General features: G+C 59.5%; 17 protein-coding genes and 1 pseudogene. 10 read left to right on the top strand and 8 right to left on the bottom strand.

The window, feature by feature from the left end; translation table 11 throughout:
- Positions 1 to 117: 117 nt before the first annotated feature.
- Together ACWGZX_RS11790 and ACWGZX_RS11785 are read right to left on the bottom strand one after the other, a co-directional pair.
- Complete coding sequence (locus ACWGZX_RS11790; protein WP_452628410.1) at positions 118 to 825, bottom strand: 3'-5' exonuclease; 708 nt, start codon at positions 823 to 825, stop codon at positions 118 to 120.
- Positions 822 to 2762 (bottom strand): putative nucleotidyltransferase substrate binding domain-containing protein, encoded by a 1941-nt coding sequence (locus ACWGZX_RS11785; RefSeq protein ID WP_452628409.1) that lies wholly within the window; start codon positions 2760 to 2762, stop codon positions 822 to 824. Before ACWGZX_RS11785 ends, ACWGZX_RS11790 begins: the two co-directional genes overlap by 4 nt.
- 251 nt (positions 2763 to 3013) lie before the next feature.
- On the opposite strand from ACWGZX_RS11785, the gene ACWGZX_RS11780 reads away from it, so the two are divergent.
- A complete protein-coding gene (locus ACWGZX_RS11780) occupies positions 3014 to 3472 on the top strand; it encodes a response regulator (protein ID WP_452628408.1) in 459 nt (152 codons plus the stop codon).
- Positions 3473 to 3529: 57 nt separating this feature from the next.
- Here the strand turns inward: ACWGZX_RS11780 and ACWGZX_RS11775 are convergent, their stop codons facing one another.
- Positions 3530 to 5707: a malate synthase G gene (locus ACWGZX_RS11775; RefSeq protein WP_452628407.1), complete on the bottom strand. Its 2178-nt coding sequence runs from the start codon at positions 5705 to 5707 to the stop codon at positions 3530 to 3532.
- 591 nt (positions 5708 to 6298) lie between these two features.
- Between ACWGZX_RS11775 and ACWGZX_RS11770 the strand changes: the two genes are divergently transcribed.
- Positions 6299 to 6817, top strand: coding sequence for a glycine cleavage system protein R (locus ACWGZX_RS11770; protein ID WP_027926687.1), 519 nt, complete (start codon positions 6299 to 6301; stop codon positions 6815 to 6817).
- Between the two features lie 215 nt (positions 6818 to 7032).
- Here ACWGZX_RS11770 and rarD read toward each other — a convergent pair whose 3' ends face one another.
- Entirely contained in the window at positions 7033 to 7920 is an 888-nt protein-coding gene (gene rarD / locus ACWGZX_RS11765; protein WP_452628406.1) for an EamA family transporter RarD, read from the bottom strand.
- A gap of 102 nt (positions 7921 to 8022) precedes the next feature.
- Between rarD and ACWGZX_RS11760 the strand changes: the two are divergent.
- A pseudogene (locus tag ACWGZX_RS11760) lies at positions 8023 to 8115 on the top strand (metal ABC transporter ATP-binding protein); the annotation flags it as partial.
- A gap of 13 nt (positions 8116 to 8128) precedes the next feature.
- Here ACWGZX_RS11760 and ACWGZX_RS11755 read toward each other — a convergent pair.
- From ACWGZX_RS11755 to ACWGZX_RS11740, 4 genes are all read right to left on the bottom strand, one after another.
- Positions 8129 to 9103 carry a serine/threonine protein kinase gene (locus ACWGZX_RS11755; RefSeq protein WP_007947707.1) on the bottom strand — a complete coding sequence of 325 codons (975 nt, stop codon included), beginning with the start codon at positions 9101 to 9103 and terminating at the stop codon, positions 8129 to 8131.
- A gap of 183 nt (positions 9104 to 9286) precedes the next feature.
- Entirely contained in the window at positions 9287 to 11188 is a 1902-nt protein-coding gene (locus tag ACWGZX_RS11750; RefSeq protein ID WP_452628405.1) for a PhoX family protein, read from the bottom strand.
- Positions 11189 to 11246: 58 nt separating this feature from the next.
- Positions 11247 to 12011, bottom strand: coding sequence for a TOBE domain-containing protein (locus ACWGZX_RS11745; RefSeq protein ID WP_452628404.1), 765 nt, complete (start codon positions 12009 to 12011; stop codon positions 11247 to 11249).
- A 63-nt stretch (positions 12012 to 12074) separates the two neighbouring features.
- A complete protein-coding gene (locus ACWGZX_RS11740; RefSeq protein WP_452628403.1) occupies positions 12075 to 12815 on the bottom strand; it encodes a ComF family protein in 741 nt (246 codons plus the stop codon).
- A gap of 92 nt (positions 12816 to 12907) precedes the next feature.
- Here ACWGZX_RS11740 and bioB point away from each other — a divergent pair, with 92 nt between their 5' ends.
- The 7 genes from bioB (at position 12908) to ACWGZX_RS11705 (ending at position 19967) form a co-directional block, all read left to right on the top strand.
- Positions 12908 to 13963, top strand: a complete 1056-nt coding sequence (bioB, locus tag ACWGZX_RS11735) for a biotin synthase BioB (RefSeq protein ID WP_223521027.1) — start codon at positions 12908 to 12910, stop codon at positions 13961 to 13963.
- A gap of 134 nt (positions 13964 to 14097) precedes the next feature.
- Positions 14098 to 15276, top strand: coding sequence for an 8-amino-7-oxononanoate synthase (bioF, locus tag ACWGZX_RS11730; RefSeq protein ID WP_452628402.1), 1179 nt, complete (start codon positions 14098 to 14100; stop codon positions 15274 to 15276).
- The gene (locus ACWGZX_RS11725; RefSeq protein WP_452628401.1) at positions 15269 to 16000 is read left to right on the top strand and encodes an alpha/beta fold hydrolase; all 732 of its coding nucleotides are present in this window, start codon (positions 15269 to 15271) and stop codon (positions 15998 to 16000) included. The genes bioF and ACWGZX_RS11725 overlap by 8 nt, the downstream gene beginning before the upstream one ends.
- The gene (bioC, locus tag ACWGZX_RS11720) at positions 15993 to 16805 is read left to right on the top strand and encodes a malonyl-ACP O-methyltransferase BioC (RefSeq protein WP_452628400.1); all 813 of its coding nucleotides are present in this window, start codon (positions 15993 to 15995) and stop codon (positions 16803 to 16805) included. Before ACWGZX_RS11725 ends, bioC begins: the two co-directional genes overlap by 8 nt.
- A complete protein-coding gene (gene bioD / locus ACWGZX_RS11715) occupies positions 16802 to 17482 on the top strand; it encodes a dethiobiotin synthase (protein ID WP_452628399.1) in 681 nt (226 codons plus the stop codon). Before bioC ends, bioD begins: the two co-directional genes overlap by 4 nt.
- A 107-nt stretch (positions 17483 to 17589) precedes the next feature.
- Positions 17590 to 17886, top strand: coding sequence for a pyrroloquinoline quinone biosynthesis protein PqqE (locus tag ACWGZX_RS11710; protein ID WP_452628398.1), 297 nt, complete (start codon positions 17590 to 17592; stop codon positions 17884 to 17886).
- Positions 17887 to 18161: 275 nt separating this feature from the next.
- Entirely contained in the window at positions 18162 to 19967 is a 1806-nt protein-coding gene (locus ACWGZX_RS11705) for a phenylacyl-CoA dehydrogenase (protein WP_452628397.1), read from the top strand.
- Positions 19968 to 20106 lie beyond the last annotated feature (139 nt).

Raw genomic sequence — 20106 nt, 5'->3', positions numbered from 1 at the left:
TGCATTCAGCTTTACCGCGTCATCGTTCATCGCGGGCAAGCCACGCTCCCACAGGTGACCGAGTGCCCCTGTAGGAGCGGGCTTGCCCGCGAAGGCGCCAGAACAGTCACTGCATATTTAAAAGGAGGGGGCCTGCTGCCGGCGTTTCCACTGACTCAGCCGCTGTTGCAGGTTCAGCGGGCTATGAATCTGCTGCTGCCGCGCCCGGCTGAACAGGATCAATGCCAATTCGGCCGTCGCCAAGGCGTCGGCACTGGCGTTATGTCGCTCGAACACTTGCAGTTTGAACCAGTCGATCCACTCATCCAGCCCGGCGTCTCGAATGTGAGCCTGTGGACACAGCAGCGGGGCGATGTCTGCCACATCCAGAAACGGATGGGCCAACTTATAGCCCAAGTGGTCTTTCAGTGCCCGGCCAAGCATGTGCTGATCGAAGGGTGCATGAAACGCCAACACCGGGCTGTCACCGACGAATTCCATGAATTCGAGCAAGGCTTGCGCCGGGTCGCTGCCGGCCGCAATGGCGCTTGGGCCCAACCCATGAATCAGCATGCTGGGTGCGAGCTTCAGGTCGGCGCATTGCAGCGTGCGTTCGAACTGCTGGCTGAAGTCGATGGCGCCGTCCTCAATCACCACGGCACCGATGGACAACACCCGGTCCTTGTTCAGGTTCAGCCCGGTGGTTTCCAGGTCGAGCACCACCCAGCGCTGTTCGCGCAGGCTGCATCCACCCAGCTCGGTCGCCGCTGGCAAGCGCTGCAAACGTTGTTGCCATTCGTCTGTCAGGATCGGGGTGACCGGACGCAGCCATGAAAACAGGCTCATAGCTGGTACCGCAGGGTCAGGCTGCTTTGCAGGCGTTGCGCCTGGCGCAGGGATTCACGCAGGATCCGTCGGTCCAGATGATTGAGACTGTCCGGATCGACCCGGTTGGAATAGGGCAAATTCTCCCGGGTCTGTAACTGATGTTGCTGCATGCGGGTTTGCTGAATGAAGTGGTACGCCTCTTCATACGCCGCACCGTCCAGCGGCTGAATGATTTCCTTGGCCACCAGTTGGCGAAAGCGCTCCAGGGTATTGTTGGTCTCGATGCCGTGAGCCAATGCCAGCAACCGTGCGCCGTCGACGAAAGGCGTCAACCCCTGGACCTTCAAGTCCAGCGTGGCTTTTTCACCGTTTTTGCGCGCCAGTACGAACTCACGAAAACGCCCCACAGGGGGACGATTGCGTAAGGCGTTCTCGGCCAACATCCGCTGGAACAACCGGTTATCGCCGACCTGATCGAGAATCCCGCGGCGCAATTGCTCGCACCCTTGCTCGTCACCCCAGACCACGCGCAAGTCGAAATAGATGCTCGAACCCAGCAGGTTCTCCGGCGTCGCCTCGCGGATAAACGCCGCAAACCGTCGCGCCCATTCAGCACGCGACAAGCACAGCTCCGGGTTGCCCGCCATGATGTTGCCCTTGCACAGCGTAAAGCCGCAGAGCGCCAGGCTCTGGTTGATCTGCTGGGCAATGGGCAACAGCTTGCCGCGAATTTCTGCCGCATGCGCCGCATCCCGGGCCTCGAACAGAATGCCGTTGTCCTGATCGGTGTGCAGTGTCTGCTCGCGACGGCCTTCACTGCCGAAGCACAGCCAACTGAATGGCACGCCGGGGTCGCCTTTGTCGGCGAGGGTCAGTTCGATCACCCGGCACACAGTGTGATCGTTGAGCAGGGTGATGATGTGGGTGATCTGCGTCGACGACGCGCCATGAGCCAGCATGCGCTCGACCAGTTGGCCGATCTCGCCACGTATCAGCACCAGGTTTTCGATGCGCTGGGCACTGCGAATCGTCCGTGCCAGGTGCACCAGATCAACCCGCTGCAGGGAAAACAGGTCGCGCTCCGAGACCACGCCGCACAGGCGGTGATCTTTCACCAGGCAGACGTGGGCGATGTGCCGCTCGGTCATGGCGATGGCCGCGTCGAAAGCGCTGTGGTCCGGCGTCAGGAAAAACGGCGCCTGGGTCATGTGCCGCTCGATGGCTTCGTTGAAGTCGTTGTTGCCCTCGGCCACGACATGGCGCAGGTCGCGCAGGGTAAAAATCCCCAGCGGGGCTTTGTGCTCATCGACCACGACGATGCTGCCGACCTGTTGCTCGTGCATCAGCTTCACCGCTTCACGCAACGGCGTCGCCGGGCTGCAAGTCACCGGGTGGCGCATGGCCAATTCGCCCAGGCGCGTGTTCAGCGAATACTGAGTGCCGAGGGTCTCCACGGCTTTTTGCTGGACTTGCTGGTTGACCTGATCCAGCAAGCTACTGACGCCACGCAAGGCAAAATCGCGAAAGGTACTGGAAAGTGCGAACAGTTTGATGAACGCCAGCTTGTTCAGCTGCAGGCAGAAGGTGTCTTCGGCGGCAAGGTGTTCGGTGCGGGTCGCACGCTCACCCAGCAGCGCGGCGAGGGGGAAGCACTCGCCGGTGGTGATTTCGAAGGTGGTTTCGGTGCCGCCCTTGGCGGTGTGCGGGCGCTCACCGACGACGCGGCCCTGTTTGACGATGTAGAAATGCTCAACCGGGCCATCGGCGGGCTTGATGATGCTCTCGCCGGGGGCATAAAAACGCAGCTGACATTGCTCAACCAGGTACGCCAGGTGAGCGTGTTCCATCTGATTGAAGGGCGGAAAACGCTGAAGAAATTGCAAAGTGCCCTGGATGTTCTGCAACACCGCGGTTTTCCCTGCCTGTGTGAAGGCGTCCGCTTTACTCATAACCATTACCGCAGTCGTTGGAGTTATTGTTGTCGGATGACCCAGCCATGGTCGGCCCCTGCGCGCAGGGTGCCCATTGGACGTAAGTCTAGGTAGGCAATGCAGGTGTCGGAAGTTAGGAAATGTTTGACACAACTGTGAGAAAAAACACCTACATTGACTATAGGAAAATTTTCCGACGAAGTGCACATTGAAGGTCTGCTTAGCGATATCTGACGGATGTGCTAAGGAATTGAAATGAAAACGTAGAGAACGCCATGTCCGACCACGATATTTTGAGTGATGCCGAGCGCAAGGCGCTGAGTGACGTCATGCTGGAACCTGACCTGCCGCCGCAGCGGGTGCTGATCGTCGACGACGATAAAGACGCGCGCGAGTTGCTGTCGGAGATTCTGGCGCTGGACGGGGTGCGCAGCATGACTGCCGCCAGTGGCGAAACGGCACTCAGGATGTTGGAGACGATGCCATCGATTGGCCTGGTGATTACCGATCTGCGGATGGGAAATGTCGATGGTCTGGACCTGATCCGCCAGGTTCGTGAGTCGGTTCGGGCGGCAATGCCATTCATCATCGTTTCCGGTGACGCCGACATTAAAGATGCGATCGCCGCGATGCATTTAAGCGTGGTCGACTTCCTGCTCAAGCCTGTCGATACCGGCAAGCTGTTGGCGCTGGTCAAGCATGAGTTGGGAATGGATCCGCAGGTTCCGATTTGAAACAAAAAGGCCCTGATCTTTCGATCAGGGCCTTTTTTGTCCGGCGTTATCGCTTACTTACAGGCCATTGGCAGCCTTGAACTCGCGACGACGACGGTGCAGAACCGGCTCGGTGTAGCCGTTCGGCTGTTTAGTGCCTTCGACCACCAGTTCGACCGCCGCCTGGAAGGCGATGTTGCTGTCGAAGTTCGGAGACAGCGGACGGTACAGCGCGTCATTGGCGTTCTGACGGTCAACCACCGGCGCCATGCGCTTGAGGCTTTCCATCACTTGCTCTTCGGTGACGATGCCATGGCGCAGCCAGTTGGCGATGTGCTGGCTGGAAATACGCAACGTCGCGCGGTCTTCCATCAGGCCGACGTCGTTGATGTCCGGTACTTTCGAGCAACCGACACCTTGGTCGATCCAGCGCACTACATAACCGAGAATGCCCTGGGCGTTGTTGTCCAGTTCGTTCTTGATCTGCTCTGCGGTCCACTGCGGGTTCACCGCCAATGGAATGGTCAGGATGTCGTCCACCGAAGCACGAGCACGTTTGGCCAGTTCAGCCTGACGGGCGAACACGTCAACCTTGTGGTAGTGCAACGCGTGCAGTGCAGCGGCGGTCGGCGATGGAACCCAGGCGGTGTTGGCGCCGGCCAGCGGGTGAGCGATTTTCTGTTCGAGCATCGCGGCCATCAGGTCAGGCATGGCCCACATGCCTTTGCCGATCTGCGCGCGACCTTGCAGGCCAGTGCTCAAACCGATGTCGACGTTCCAGTTTTCGTAGGCACCAATCCACTTCTCGGCCTTCATGTCGGCCTTGCGCACCATTGGGCCGGCTTCCATGGATGTGTGGATTTCATCGCCCGTGCGGTCGAGGAAACCGGTGTTGATAAACACTACGCGCTCGCTGGCAGCCTTGATGCAGGCCTTGAGGTTGACCGTTGTGCGGCGCTCCTCGTCCATGATCCCGACTTTCAGCGTGTTGCGCGGCAAGCCGAGAACTTCTTCGATGCGACCAAACAGCTCGTTGGTGAATGCGGCTTCTTCCGGGCCGTGCATTTTCGGTTTCACGATGTAAACCGAGCCGGTGCGGCTGTTCTTGCGTGAACTGCTGCCGTTGAGGCTGTGAATCGCCGCGAGGCTGGTCACCAGGCCGTCGAGAATGCCTTCCGGCACTTCGTTGCCGTCTTTGTCGACGATGGCGTCGATGGTCATCAGGTGACCGACGTTACGCACGAACAACAGTGAACGACCGTGCAGGCTCAGTTCCTTGCCATCGACACCGGTGTAGGTGCGATCGGCGTTCATGGTGCGGGTAAAAGTCTGACCGCCCTTGGAGACTTCTTCCGACAGGTCGCCCTTCATCAGGCCAAGCCAGTTACGGTAGATCACCACTTTGTCATCGGCATCGACGGCGGCGACGGAGTCTTCGCAGTCCATGATGGTGGTCAGCGCGGCTTCCATCAGAATGTCTTTGACGCCGGCAGCGTCGGTCTGGCCGACCGGGGTGCTGGCATCGATCTGGATTTCGAAATGCAGGCCGTTGTTTTTCAGCAGGATCGACGTCGGAGCCGTCGCATCGCCCTGAAAGCCGATCAACTGTGCATCGCTGCGCAGGCCAGTGTTGCTGCCGCCTTTGAGGGCGACCACCAGTTTGCCGTCGACGATCTTGTAGCCGGTGGAATCGACGTGGGAGCCGGCAGCCAATGGCGCGGCTTCGTCGAGGAAAGCACGGGCGAAGGCAATGACCTTGTCGCCGCGAACCTTGTTGTAGCCTTTGCCTTTTTCCGCGCCGTCAGCTTCGCTGATGGCGTCGGTGCCGTAGAGCGCGTCGTACAGCGAACCCCAGCGGGCGTTCGAAGCATTGAGCGCGAAACGGGCATTCATCACCGGAACCACAAGTTGCGGACCGGCCATGCGGGCGATTTCGTCATCGACGTTTTGCGTCGTTGCCTGGAAATCGGCTGCTTCTGGCAGCAGATAACCGATGTCTTGCAGGAAGGCTTTATAGGCCACGGCGTCGTGCGCCTGACCGGCACGCTGTTGGTGCCAGCCATCGATACGAGCCTGGAAATCATCGCGTTTGGCGAGTAGGGCTTTGTTCTTCGGGGCCAGGTCATGAATGACCTTGTCGGCACCGGCCCAGAACTTATCGGCGGTGAGGCCGGTACCGGGAATGGCTTCGTTGTTCACGAAGTCGAACAGGACTTTGGCGACCTGCAGGCCACCGACTTGAACGTGTTCAGTCATTGCTTGCCTCACTCTGCTCAGCTATTTCGCTTTTCAGCTCTTCAATTTTGACAATGAAGCCTATGGCCATTTAAACCACAAACCCGTCCGCCAGTACATGCCCTTGCGGGCGGCTGGGTTCGGTCCGATCAACGGCTTGTAGGCCTTGCTGATGGGGCTTTTCAGGGTTGCGAGTGTGCCTGTGGCAGACATCGATCCAACGTTATGTAGTGCGCGCTGCGGCATACTACATGATGAATTGCGCTTGTGAAAATTAGACTAATTACGTCGTTCTGCGACCCCATGACGCATTGCAGTCACGTCGAGGCACGGGATGTTCTCAAAAAACCATTAGATTGTTCCAGTTAAATATAAAAACTTGTACACGATTTGTTTTCGGCAGGTTCATCCGTGGGAGGCCATCGCGGGCAAGCCTTGCTCCTACTGGATTGGGGGAGCCCGAATTGAGTGATCGACGCAGACCTGTAGGAGCAAGGCTTGCCCGCGATGAGGCTGGTCCATTCACCGCAAGTCCGGATCTGTCGCATCACCCCTCGGCCCCTTGCCTATACTTGGTTTTCTATAACAAAAGTCATGACAGAGGGCTGCGCCATGGACCACCTCGTACTCACAGTATTTGCTCCAGACAAGGCCGGGCAGGTCGAGCGCATCGCCCAGTGCATTGCCGAGCACGGCGGCAACTGGCTGGAAAGCCGCATGTCGCGCATGGCTGGACAGTTCGCCGGGATTCTTCGAGTAGGCGTACCGGCCGAGGCCTACGATGAATTGGTCGATGCCCTGCAAGCGTTGTCCGCCCAAGGCATTCGCGTGCTGATTGCCGAAAGCGGCATCGAACAGTCCTGCACCTGGAAACCCATTGCGATGGAGTTGGTGGGCAATGATCGCCCTGGAATCGTGCGCGACATCACCCGTCTGCTCAGCGAACAAGGTGTGAATCTGGAAAGGTTGGTCACTGAAGTGCGCCCGGCGCCGATGAGCAGCGAGCCACTGTTTCACGCTGAAGCAATCCTTGCGGTGCCGCTGACCTTGTCGCTGGACGTATTGCAGTCGCGCCTGGAAACCCTGGCGGACGATCTGATGGTCGAGTTGGTGCTGCGCAGTGAGCCTTGACAGGGTTATCCAAGTTAAACGTGCACCCGCCTGTGGATAACCTGTAGAGACAGCCCGCCAGCCCACGCCGGCCGGGCTTCTTCAGGATTTGATCAAAAAACCATCAGTTTCAACGAGTTGCGCACAAACGCCGGGGATCACGCTGTGGATAACCTTGGGAAGGATCGATGCAGGCCACGAGGGACGTGGCCTGTAGAGGTTTGTGTGTTTTTTGATCAGCTGCGGCGGCGCAGACTTATCCACGCATCGACGCTGTAAACCGCCAGGCCCGCCCAAATAAAGATGAACGCCACGAGCGTGCTGGACGACAGGTGTTCGCCAAACAGCAGGACGGCTTGCAACAGTACCAGCGTCGGCGCCAGGTACTGAAGGAATCCCAACGTCGTGTAGGGCAAATGCCGTGCAGCGGCGTTGAAACAGACCAGCGGCACCAGCGTGACCGGGCCGGCGGCCACCAGCCACCAGGCTTCAGAAGTGGTCCAGAACTCGGGCTGAGCGCTTGTGGCGGTTTGATTGAATAGCAGCCAGGCAATGGCAATCGGCACCAGCATCCAGGTTTCCACCACCAGCCCCGGCAGAGCCTTGACCGGAGCCTGTTTGCGGATCAGTCCGTAGAACCCGAACGTCAGCGCCAACACCAGCGACACCCAGGGCAGGCTGCCGACTTGCCAAACCTGCTGTGCGACACCAATCGCCGCCAAACCAACGGCCAACCATTGCATGCGCCGTAGCCGTTCGCCGAGGATCAACATCCCCAGCAACACGTTCACCAGCGGGTTGATGTAGTAACCGAGGCTGGCCTCAAGCATCCGCCCGTTGTTCACCGACCAAACGTAAGTCAGCCAGTTGGCCGCGATCAGCGTGCCGCTCAGGGCCAGGATTGCCAGGCGTTTGGGGTTGTCACGCAATTCGCGCCACCAGCCGGGATGTTTCCAGACCATCAGCAACAAGGCGCCGAACAACGCGGACCACAGCACGCGATGGATGATGATCTCCACGGCGGGCACACTGGCGATGGCTTTGAAGTAGAGCGGGAAAAGTCCCCAGATGATGTAGGCACTCAGGCCCAGAATGTACCCGCGACGCGGGTTGGCGGCTTGCATGCAGAATCCTTGCTTAGGCAGCTAACAAAGAGGGGATTGTAAGGAGATTTGTCTGTGGATGTCCTATCTGAATAGGTTGGGCAATTGTGAACACGCAACCCTGTGGGAGCGAGCCTGCTCGCGAAAGCGTCGGGTCAGTCGACATCGATGTTGATTGATCAACCGCTATCGCGAGCAGGCTCGCTCCCACAGGTGTGGGCTGTGTGGGTCAGAAGAGTTTTAGTGGCTCTTCATTGAGCGCTGCCAGTTGCTCACGCAACGCCAACACCTGATCACCCCAATACCGCTCACTGCCGAACCACGGAAAACTGTGCGGGAACGCCGGGTCGTCCCAGCGACGGGCGAGCCAGGCGCTGTAGTGCATCAGACGCAAGGCGCGCAACGGTTCGATCAACGCCAGTTCTCGCGGATCGAAATCGTGAAATTCGTTGTAGCCGTCCATCAGTTCCGACAACTGCCCGAGACATTCCTGACGGTCACCGGCCAGCATCATCCAGATGTCCTGCACCGCCGGGCCCATGCGGCAGTCGTCGAGGTCGACGATGTGGAACATTTCGTCGCGGCACATCATGTTGCCGGGGTGGCAGTCGCCGTGCATGCGGATGTTCTGGTGCGGCGTCGCCTTGTAGACCTCTTCTACTCGCTTGAGCAGGTCGCGGGCCACGGACTCGTAGGCCGGCAGCAAACTTTTGGGTACAAAATTGCCTTCGAGCAAGGTGGTCAGCGAGTCGTGACCGAAGTTCTTCACGCCCAGCGCTTCACGGTGGTCGAACGGTTTGGTGGAACCCACGGCATGCAGGCGACCCAGCAACTGACCCAGGCGATAGAGCTGATCGAGATTGCCCGGCTCCGGAGCACGGCCACCACGGCGGGGGAACAAGGTGAAACGAAAGCCGTTGTGTTCGTGCAGGCTGGCGCCGTTGTGGATCATCGGGGCGACCACTGGCACATCGCATTCGGCGAGTTCGAAGGTGAATTGATGCTCTTCGAGAATCGCTTCGTTGGTCCAGCGCTGCGGACGATAGAATTTTGCGATCAGCGGCTCGGAGTCTTCGATACCGACTTGATAGACGCGGTTCTCGTAGCTGTTGAGCGCCAGAATGCGCGCGTCGCTGAGAAAGCCGATGCTTTCGACGGCATCGAGCACGAGGTCTGGGGTGAGGGTTGCAAACGGGTGGGCCATGCTGACTCCTGCGCGCAGCAGGCTGCCGCGTCCGGCCAAGCATGGTAGCGCAGACGGGGCTTCTTTAGGGGGTGGGCTTGAGTCGTGTGTTGTTTCGGCTGACGCCATCGCGGGCAAGCCGTGCTCCTACAGAAGATGTGTACGATTCCTGTAGGAGCAAGGCTTGCCCGCGATGGGGCTTTATCAGGCGCCGACGATCCCGTCATCTTCACGGGAAATCGCCATCACCGAGGACCGCGGCTTGCCATTCGGCAGATGCTCAGGGAATGTCGACCCACCGTTCTCTCCCGGATGTTGAATCCCGACAAACAGCGTCTTCTGATCCGGCGAAAAGCTGATCCCGGTGACTTCGCAACCAACCGGCCCGACCATGAACCGGCGAATTTCCCCGGTCGCAGGGTCCGCACACAGCATCTGATTGTTGCCCATGCCCGCAAAGTCACCGGCATTGCTCGAATCGCCATCGGTGAGAATCCACAACCGCCCGGCCTTGTCGAAGCCCAAGCCATCCGGGCTGTTGAACATGTTTTGCGGCGTGATGTTGGACGAGCCACCCTTCGGCGTGCTGGCGTGAACCCCTGGGTTGCCGGCGACCACAAACAGGTCCCAGGCAAAGTTTTTCGAGCCATGATCATCGCGGTCGGTGCGCCAGCGCAGAATCTGCCCGTAGACGTTCTTCTCGCGCGGGTTTGGCCCGCCTACGGGTTGGCCATCTTCGCCACGCTTGGCGTTGTTGGTCAGGGTGCAATACACCTGGCCATCCTTGGGGCTGACGACGATCCATTCCGGACGGTCCATGCGCGTGGCTTTTACTACGCTGGCGGCGAGGCGCGCGTGGATCAGCACTTCGGCCTGATCGGCAAAACCGCTGCTGGCGTCGATGCCGTTTTTGCCGTGAGTCAGTTCGACCCACTCGCCTTGGCCTTTCGGGTGATCGGCATTACCGTCGCCGGCGTCGAAGCGCGCCACGTACAAGGTGCCGTGATCCAGCAGGTCGCGGTTGGCCTTGGGGTTTTTGTGGTTGATCTTGTCGCGGCTGACGAATTTGTAGATGAACTCGCCACGTTCATCGTCGCCCATGTACACCACTGCGTGGCCGTCATGGGTTTCTGCCAGCGCGGCGTTCTCGTGCTTGAAGCGGCCCAGGGCCGTGCGTTTGATCGGGGTCGATTGCGGATCGAACGGGTCGATCTCCACCACCCAGCCGTGACGGTTGAGCTCGTTGGGATTCTTCGCCAGGTCGAATCGCTCATCGTGCTGGTGCCAGTTGATCTCTTTGCTGGTCGCCACCGCGCCGTAGCGTTTCTGCGCAGCGTCGAATTTCTGCTCGGCGTTGCTGCTGCCGAAGCAGTCGGTGAAGTTCTCTTCGCACGTCAAGTACGTACCCCACGGCGTCTTGCCATTGGCGCAGTTCTGGAAGGTGCCCAGGACATTCTTGCCGTGCGGGTCGACGCTGGTTTTCAGCAGTTCATGGCCGGCGGCCGGGCCGCTCAGGCTGATCGGTGCGTTGCCGTGGATACGACGGTTGTAGCGCGAGCCCTGGACGAACTGCCACTGGCCGTTCTTGCGCTGCACTTCGATCACCGTCACGCCCTCACAGGCCAGCGCCTTGCGCACTTCTTCGGCGGACTGCGGCATACCGCCATGCGGGTAGAGGTAGCGGTAGTTGGTGTATTCGTTGTTGATCGCCATCAGCGCCCGGTCTTTTTCACCGGGGAACTCGAACAGGCTCATCCCGTCATTGTTGTCGCCGAACTGGACTTCTTGTTGCTCGGCCGTGCCATTGCCACTGGGATCGAACGCCGGGCCGTTGTTTTGCAGGGGCTGGCCCCAGCTGATCAACACCGAGGATTTGTAACCCGCTGGCAGGCTGATGGCGTCGCTGGTGGCGGCGGGGATGCTGTCAAAACCCAGCAGTTTGCTGGTGCCGGCGCTGACACTCGCGGCCAGCACGCTGCGGCTCAGCAGGTTGCCACCGAGGAACATGGCGGCACCGCAGAGGGCACCGGCGCTGATGAAGCCACGACGGCTGAGGCCGACCATCTTTTCGAGGTCGGTGGACTGGTTTTCTTCTAATAGGCTCACATCAGGCTCCCTGCGGGTTTTTGCAGACACCTTAATGAGCCTCCATGACGTTTTTGTTTCAGAGCGGAGTGCCCAGCAGGATATTGGAGGGCGAAAATTGCACGCGCACGGGTTTATCGATGGCAAGCCCGAGGGTTCTCAAGTGCAGCGGTTCCGCCAGCGCGCACAGCGTCGGGCCATTGGGCAGGCCGATACGCACTTCGCTCGGGCCGTCTTCAGCGTCGAGAATTGCTTCGATAATGCCTGTCAGGCAGTTGTTGCCGGGTATTTCTTCTTGTTCGATGCCCAGCAAATCCAGCCAACCCGCCTTGATCAAGGCGACCACCTCGGTGCCGGTTTCCAGCTCCAGGCGCAGGGTGCTGTCGTGGGTGATCTGCGCATCAATGCTCAAGCCTTCGGCCAGTTCAAGACGGATCAGGTCATTGCACCCCTGAGCTTCAATCTCGACCACCTTGCCGTGCAGCTGATTGCGCGCGCTGGTCCGGAGCATCAGGCGGCCGAGCAGGTCCAGATCGCTGGCATCTTCGGCAGCTTCCAGCACCTGGGCCTGCAAAGCTTGCAGCTTTTGATAAAGGCGCAACACGCGCAGGCCTTCGCTGGAGAGTTTGGCGCCACCGCCGCCCTTGCCGCCGACGCTGCGCTCCACCAGCGGCTTTTGCGCCAGGTTGTTCAGCTCGTCGATAGCGTCCCATGCGGCCTTGTAACTCAGGCCCGCGCTTTTCGCGGCACGGGTAATCGAGCCTTGTTCGGCGATGTGTTGCAGCAACGCAATGCGCTGCGGACGACGGACAATGTGCTGGGACAACAACGTAGGCAAGGACATGGCAGGGCGCTTTGGGCTGTGACAATTGAGAAGACGTTGGCCGCTCGGGACTCGAGAGTCAAGTCAGGCCATGTCGCCCGGTTTGGGTGTGCGGGCGAGGCAGTAGACGTCAACCCGCGCAGCACCTGCGTCCATCAACAGCCGGGCGAGGGCTTGCGCCGTGGCGCCGGTGGTCAGCACGTCGTCGACCAACGCCAAATGACGGCCCTTGATGCGCGCGCCGGGCGCCAGGGAAAAGGCGTTGCGCAGGTTCTTTTTGCGGGCGTCGGCATTCAAATCCTGCTGCGCGTTGGTGTCTTGAGTCCTCAACAGCAGCGTTTCGTCGCAAGGCATGTCCAGATAGGCGCCGAGCCAGCGGGCAAGCAGGGTGGCTTGATTGAAACCCCGTTGGCGCAGACGTTTAGAGGCCAGCGGCACCGGAACGAGCGCGTCGGGACGATTCAGGTCTTCGTCGAAGCGATGTTGCAGGAATTGCGCGAGAAGTTCGGCGAGCAGCCGACCAAACGGCCACTTTGCAGAGTGCTTGAAACGTGTGATCAGGGTGTCCACCGGGAAGCTGTAAGTCCACGGTGCGGCGACTTGCTCGAAGGCAGGCGGTTGATTCAGGCACTGGCCGCAGGTCAGCCCGGCGCCCGGTAAGGGCAGTGCGCAGGTTTGGCAGTGATCTCCAAGCCAGGGCAGCTCCGTTTCGCAGGCCATGCAGATCGGGATGTGTTCATCGGCCGGTTCAGCACAGAGCAAACAGTGCTGTATGTTTTTTAACCAGATGTAAACCGGTCCTTCGTAACGTGGTTGACAGCGCATGAGTCTTCCTTAAATATGCCGAACATCCGTGTCGCGTCTGTGGGTATTCCATCCCCCAGCCGCTTGCCAAGCATAAAACAAAGGAAACGCCCATGAGCGCCAGCACCTCTGCAACCCTGCGTCATGACTGGTCTTTGGCCGAAGTCAAAGCACTCTTCGTTCAGCCATTCAACGACCTGTTGTTCCAGGCACAGACGGTGCATCGCGCGCATTTCGACGCCAACCGCGTCCAGGTTTCCACGCTACTCTCGATCAAAACCGGCGCCTGCCCGGAAGATTGCAAATATTGCCCACAGTCCGGTCACTACAACACCGGCCTGGAAAAAGAAAAGCTGATGGAAGTGCAGAAGGTCCTCGAAGAGGCCGCTCGCGCCAAGGCCATCGGTTCGACCCGTTTCTGCATGGGCGCGGCGTGGAAACACCCGTCGGCCAAAGACATGCCGTACGTGCTGGAAATGGTCAAAGGCGTAAAAGCCATGGGCCTGGAAACCTGCATGACCCTGGGCCGTCTGGACCAGGACCAGACCGAAGCGCTGGCTCAGGCCGGTCTCGACTACTACAACCACAACCTCGACACCTCGCCGGAGTTCTACGGCAGCATCATCACCACCCGCACCTACAGCGAGCGCCTGCAAACCCTGGCGTACGTGCGTGATTCGGGGATGAAGATCTGCTCGGGCGGTATTCTCGGCATGGGCGAGTCCCTCGATGACCGCGCCAACCTGCTGATCCAATTGGCCAACTTGCCGGAGCACCCGGAATCGGTACCGATCAACATGCTGGTGAAAGTCGCCGGTACGCCGCTGGAAAATGCCGAAGAGATCGATCCGTTCGACTTCATCCGCATGCTCGCCGTTGCCCGCATCCTGATGCCGAAATCCCACGTGCGCCTGTCCGCTGGCCGCGAAGCGATGAACGAGCAGATGCAGGCCCTGGCGTTCTTCGCCGGCGCCAACTCGATTTTCTACGGCGAAAAACTGCTGACCACTGCCAACCCGCAGGCCGACAAGGACATGCAACTGTTCTCGCGCCTGGGGATTCTGCCGGAAGCGCGCGAAGAGCACGCGGACGAGGTGCATCAGGCCGCCATTGAGCAGGCACTGGTTGAGCAGAAGAGCAGCGAGCAGTTCTACAACGCCGCTGTTTAAGTCCTCTGTCTTGTAGGAGCAAGGCTTGCCCGCGATGAAAACACCTCGGTCTGTCTGAATGACTGCGGCGATCCTATCGCGAGCAAGCTTTGCTCCTACAGGGGCGGTACCCCATTCCCACTCGCGAGGCCTGCATGTCTTTCGATCTCGCCGCACGCCTTGCTGCCCGTCGTGCCGAAAATCTCTACCGCCAGCGCCCGCTGCTCGACAGCCCTCAAGGCCCGGAAGTGGTGGTCGATGGCCAGCCGTTGCTGGCGTTCTGTAACAACGATTACCTGGGCCTGGCCAATCACCCGCAAGTGATCGAAGCCTGGCGCGCCGGCGCTGCTCGTTGGGGCGTGGGTGGTGGGGCGTCGCACTTGGTCATCGGCCACAGCACGCCCCATCACGCGCTGGAAGAAGCCTTGGCGGATCTGACTGGTCGTCCGCGTGCGTTGTTGTTCACCACCGGTTACATGGCCAATCTCGGCGCGGTCACGGCGTTGATCGGGCAGGGCGATACGGTGCTGGAAGACCGGCTCAATCACGCCTCGCTACTCGATGCCGGTTTGCTGTCCGGCGCACGCTTCAATCGCTATCTGCACAACGACGCGGTGAGTCTGGCCAAGCGCCTGGAGAAAGCCACCGGTAATACGCTGGTGGTCACCGACGGCGTGTTCAGCATGGACGGCGACATTGCCGACCTGCCGGCGCTGGCGCGCGAAGCAAAGGCCAAAGGCGCGTGGCTGATGGTCGATGACGCTCACGGCTTTGGCCCGCTGGGTGCCAATGGCGGCGGGATCGTCGAGCATTTCGGCCTGAGTCAGGAAGACGTGCCGGTTTTGGTCGGAACGCTGGGCAAGGCTTTCGGTACAGCCGGAGCCTTTGTCGCTGGCAGCGAAGAGTTGATCGAAAGCCTGATCCAGTTCGCCCGCCCCTACATTTACACCACCAGCCAGCCACCGGCGCTGGCTTGTGCGACGCTGAAAAGCCTGGAACTGCTGCGCACCGAACACTGGCGACGTGAGCATCTGAAGATCTTGATCCGCCAATTCCGCCAAGGCGCCGAGCAGATTGGGCTGGAGCTGATGGACAGCTTCACTCCAATACAGCCGATCATGATCGGCGATGCCGGGCGTGCGGTTCGACTGTCGCAGATGCTGCGCGAGCGTGGGCTGATGGTGACTGCGATCCGTCCGCCGACCGTGCCGGCCGGCAGCGCCCGTTTGCGGGTGACCCTGACCGCCGCTCACAGCGAGGCGCAGGTGCAACTGTTGTTAAATGGATTGGCCGATTGTTTCGCACAACTGAAATCGGAGCCAAGCCATGCGTGACCGACTGATTCTGTTGCCCGGTTGGGGCCTCGGCATTTCGCCGCTGGAACCTTTGGCGGCAGCATTGCAGGGGCTGGATGAACACCTGCGAGTCGAGATTGAGCCGTTGCCGGAACTGGAATCGAGCGATCTTCAAGAATGGCTCGATGAACTTGATTCGACAGTGCCGCAGGATGCCTGGCTTGGTGGCTGGTCCTTGGGCGGCATGCTGGCGGCCGAATTGGCGGCGCGTCGGGGTGATCGTTGTTGCGGCTTGCTGACCCTGGCGAGCAGTGCCGCTTTTGTCGCTCATGAGCAATGGCCGAACGCGATGCCCGCCGAGACGTTCGATGCGTTTCTGGCCGGCTGCAAGGCAGATCCACGCATGACGTTGAAACGGTTTTCGCTGTTGTGTGCCCAAGGCGCGCAAGACCCTCGCGGGTTGTCGCGGCTATTGCTTGGCGGTGCGCCACAGACTTCTGCCGCGGCGTTGATGAGTGGTCTGGAAGTTCTTGCACAACTGGACACTCGCCAAGCTTTGCAGGCGTTCCGCGGTCCGCAATTACATCTATTCGCAGGCCTCGACGGCCTGGTCCCGGCCGAAGCGGCAGGGGACTTGCTGGCGTTGCTGCCAGATGTCGAAATTGGTCTGATTGAACAGGCCAGTCACGCGTTTCTTCTGGAAGACCCCCACGGTGTGGCGGGGGCGATTCAGGCCTTTTTGCACGAGTCCGGTGATGACTGATTTATCCCTTCCCAGCCTGCCTGGCGGTTTGCCCGACAAGCGCCAGGTGGCAGCCTCCTTTTCTCGCGCGGCGGCGAGCTACGATAGCGTGGCCGAGTTGCAGCGTGACGTTGGCAGTCAGTTGTTGAGTCGTTTGCCGGATGATTTTGTCCCGAGTCGCTGGCTGGACCTGGGCTGCGGCACCGGATATTTCAGTCGCGCGCTGGGTGAGCGGTTTCCGACCGGTCACGGTGTCGCCCTCGATATCGCCGAAGGCATGCTCAATCACGCCCGGCCATTGGGTGGTGCCAGCCATTTCATCGCGGGTGATGCGGAGCGGTTGCCGCTGCAGGGTTCGACCTGCGATTTGATCTTCTCCAGCCTTGCCGTGCAATGGTGTGCGGATTTTGAGTCAGTGCTCAATGAGGCGTATAGGGTGCTGAAACCGGGCGGGATTTTCGCGTTTGCTAGTCTGTGTGCAGGGACGTTGTTTGAGCTGCGTGACAGTTGGCGTCAGGTGGATGGCATGGTGCACGTCAACCGCTTCCGCGAGTTGGGTGTTTATCAGCAACTGTGTGCGACCAGTGGCTTGAAAACGGTCAGCTTGCAAACGCGTCCTCACGTGTTGCATTACCCGGATGTGCGTAGTCTGACTCATGAACTCAAGGCATTGGGTGCGCACAACTTGAACCCTGGACGACCGGGTGGTTTGACGGGGCGGGCGCGGATCGTTGGCTTGATCGAGGCTTATGAGCAATTTCGTCAGGCCCAAGGATTGCCAGCGACTTACCAAGTGGTTTACGCCGTGTTGGAGAAACCTATATGAGCGCAGCCTATTTCATCACCGGTACTGACACTGACGTCGGCAAGACCACCGTTGCCGCCGGTTTGTTGCATGCCGCGCGGTCGGCGGGCTTGAGTACGGCGGCGGGAAAACCGGTGGCCTCTGGCTGCGATGTGACGCCCAAGGGGTTGCGTAACGCCGATGCGTTGGCGCTGTTGGCCGAGTGCTCATTGCCGTTGACGTATGCACAGGTCAACCCGGTCGCGTTCGAGCCGGCCATCGCCCCGCACCTGGCCGCGCGGGAGGCCGGCGTGGCATTGACGGTGCTGTCGCTGTTGACGCCCATGCGCGAGATTCTCGATTTGCAGGCGGATTTCACCTTGATCGAAGGGGCGGGCGGCTGGCGCGTGCCGTTGGCGGATCAGGCCAATCTGTCTGACCTGGCGATGGCGTTGGGTTTGCCGGTGATCTTGGTGGTCGGTGTGCGGTTGGGCTGCATCAATCATGCGCTGTTGACGGCCGAGGCGATTGCCCGGGATGGACTACTGTTGGCAGGTTGGGTAGCCAATATCATTGATCCCAAGACTTCGCGCCTGGAAGAGAATCTTGCGACTCTCGCCGAACGTATCCCCGCGCCATGCCTCGGGCGAGTACCGAAACTCAAATCGGTCACGGCAGAATCCGTGGCGGAGCATTTGCAGCTGGATTTGCTTGACTAGGTTTTAGCTATGGCAAAGCACTGTGCCATTAGTGTTTTTGTCGGGCATTTTGCCATCATGTCTGATTCAATGACCGCTATTGATCCTTTGCAGGACGACGTCTCCCCATGGAAATCTCAGGAAACACCGCTTTTTATGCTGGTCTGAGCACTATTCAGGCAGGGCAGAACCGCGTTGATCAAGCGTCCGGGCAGATCGCCAATATCACCGTCGAACGTTCAGTGGCCAGCCAGTCTTCCGAGGCTCAGGTGGATCGTCTGCGTTCGGTTGACCGCAGTCAGCAATCCGACCTGGCCAGCAATGTAATCGACATGGCCCAAGGTAAATTTCAGGTTGAAGCGGGTGCCAAAGTGGCCAAGGCTTCGGATGAAATGCTCGGAACGTTGATCGACACATTCGCTTGATCCCTCGCTGAATTGTTCACTCGACGCTGCGACAGTTCGCAGCGTTTTCTGCGTAAGTCCTTCTCCCTCAACTAATCTTTTCTACACAGCGCCTGGCTTGTTCAGCGGTGGTGCGCTGCTGCGTGTCTGGTAGATCAACGATGTGATGACAAACGGCTAAAGATCGATGCTTGACAAGATTTGGGCGTAAACGTATGTTTCAAACAACTGTTTGACCGCCACAACAAATCAACGCGGTCGTTCATTCCCGGTTACATCAGCAGAGGTTTTTCGCTATGCCTGACTACAAGGCCCCCTTGCGTGATATTCGCTTCGTTCGTGACGAACTGCTCGGCTACGAAGCGCACTATCAGAGCCTTCCGGCTTGTGCGGACGCAACTCCGGACATGGTTGACGCCATTCTTGAGGAAGGCGCCAAGTTTTGTGAGCAGGTACTGGCCCCGCTGAACCGCGTGGGTGACACCGAAGGCTGCACCTGGAGCGAGTCCGGCGTTAAAACCCCGACTGGTTTCAAAGAAGCCTACAAGCAATTCGTTGAAGGCGGCTGGCCAAGCCTGGCTCACGACGTAGAGCACGGTGGCCAAGGCCTGCCGGAGTCCCTGGGTCTGGCTGTCAGTGAAATGGTTGGCGAAGCCAACTGGTCGTGGGGCATGTACCCAGGCCTGTCCCATGGCGCGATGAACACCATTTCCGAGCACGGTACGCCTGAGCAGCAAGAGGCTTATCTGACCAAACTGGTTTCCGGTGAGTGGACCGGCACCATGTGCCTGACCGAACCGCACTGCGGCACCGACCTGGGCATGTTGCGCACCAAGGCTGAGCCTCAGGCCGACGGTTCCTACAAAGTCTCCGGCACCAAGATCTTCATTTCGGCCGGCGAACACGACATGGCCGACAACATCGTCCACATCGTACTGGCCCGCCTGCCGGATGCACCGGCTGGCACCAAAGGCATTTCGCTGTTCATCGTGCCGAAATTCATGCCGAACGCGGACGGTTCGATCGGCGCACGCAACGCTGTGAGCTGTGGTTCCCTGGAACACAAGATGGGCATCCACGGTAACGCCACTTGCGTGATGAACTTCGACGCGGCCACCGGTTTCCTGATCGGCCCGGCGAACAAAGGCCTGAACTGCATGTTCACCTTTATGAACACCGCACGTCTGGGCACCGCGCTGCAAGGTCTGGCTCACGCCGAGATCGGCTTCCAGGGTGGCCTGAAGTACGCTCGTGATCGCTTGCAAATGCGTTCGCTGACAGGCCCGAAAGCGCCGGAAAAAGCCGCTGACCCGATCATCGTTCACCCAGATGTACGTCGCATGCTGTTGACCATGAAGGCATTCGCCGAAGGCAACCGTGCAATGGTTTACTTCACTGCCAAGCAAGTCGACATCGTCAAGTACGGCGTGGACGAAGAAGAGAAGAAGAAAGCCGACGCACTGCTGGCCTTCATGACGCCAATCGCTAAAGCGTTCATGACTGAAGTCGGTTTTGAATCCGCCAACCATGGCGTGCAAATCTACGGCGGCCACGGCTTCATCGCTGAGTGGGGCATGGAGCAGAACGTTCGCGACAGCCGCATTTCGATGCTGTACGAAGGCACCACCGGTATCCAGGCGCTCGACCTGCTGGGCCGTAAAGTGCTGATGACCCAAGGCGAAGCCCTGAAAGGCTTCACCAAGATCGTCCACAAGTTCTGCCAGACCAACGAAGGCAACGAAGCCGTTCAAGAGTTCGTCGCACCGTTGGCGGCACTGAACAAAGAATGGGGCGAGCTGACCATGAAGGTCGGTATGGCCGCCATGAAAGATCGCGAAGAAGTCGGTGCGGCCTCCGTGGACTACCTGATGTACTCCGGTTACGCCTGCCTGGCCTACTTCTGGGCTGACATGGCGCGTCTGGCGGCCGAGAAACTGGCTGCCGGCACCTCCGAAGAGGCGTTCTACACCGCCAAGCTGCAGACCGCGCGCTTCTACTTCCAGCGTATCCTGCCGCGTACCCGCACTCACGTTGTAACCATGCTGTCGGGCGCCAACAACCTTATGGACATGAAAGAAGAGAACTTCGACCTGGGCTACTAAGCCTTAACGCGGTCCTTCAAAAAAACCGCCGCTTCCTCCGGGAGCGGCGGTTTTTTTTCTTTACACGACTGGCTAAAAAAACCTGACAAATACGCTCAGCAAGTCAGGGTTTCTGCCGTTACAGTAGGTGGGCACAATG

The sequence above is a fragment of the Pseudomonas sp. CLCA07 genome, from assembly GCF_053615335.1.
The sequence above is the reverse complement of the archived record's forward strand: the minus strand, read 5'-3'. Positions and strand labels throughout refer to the sequence as shown.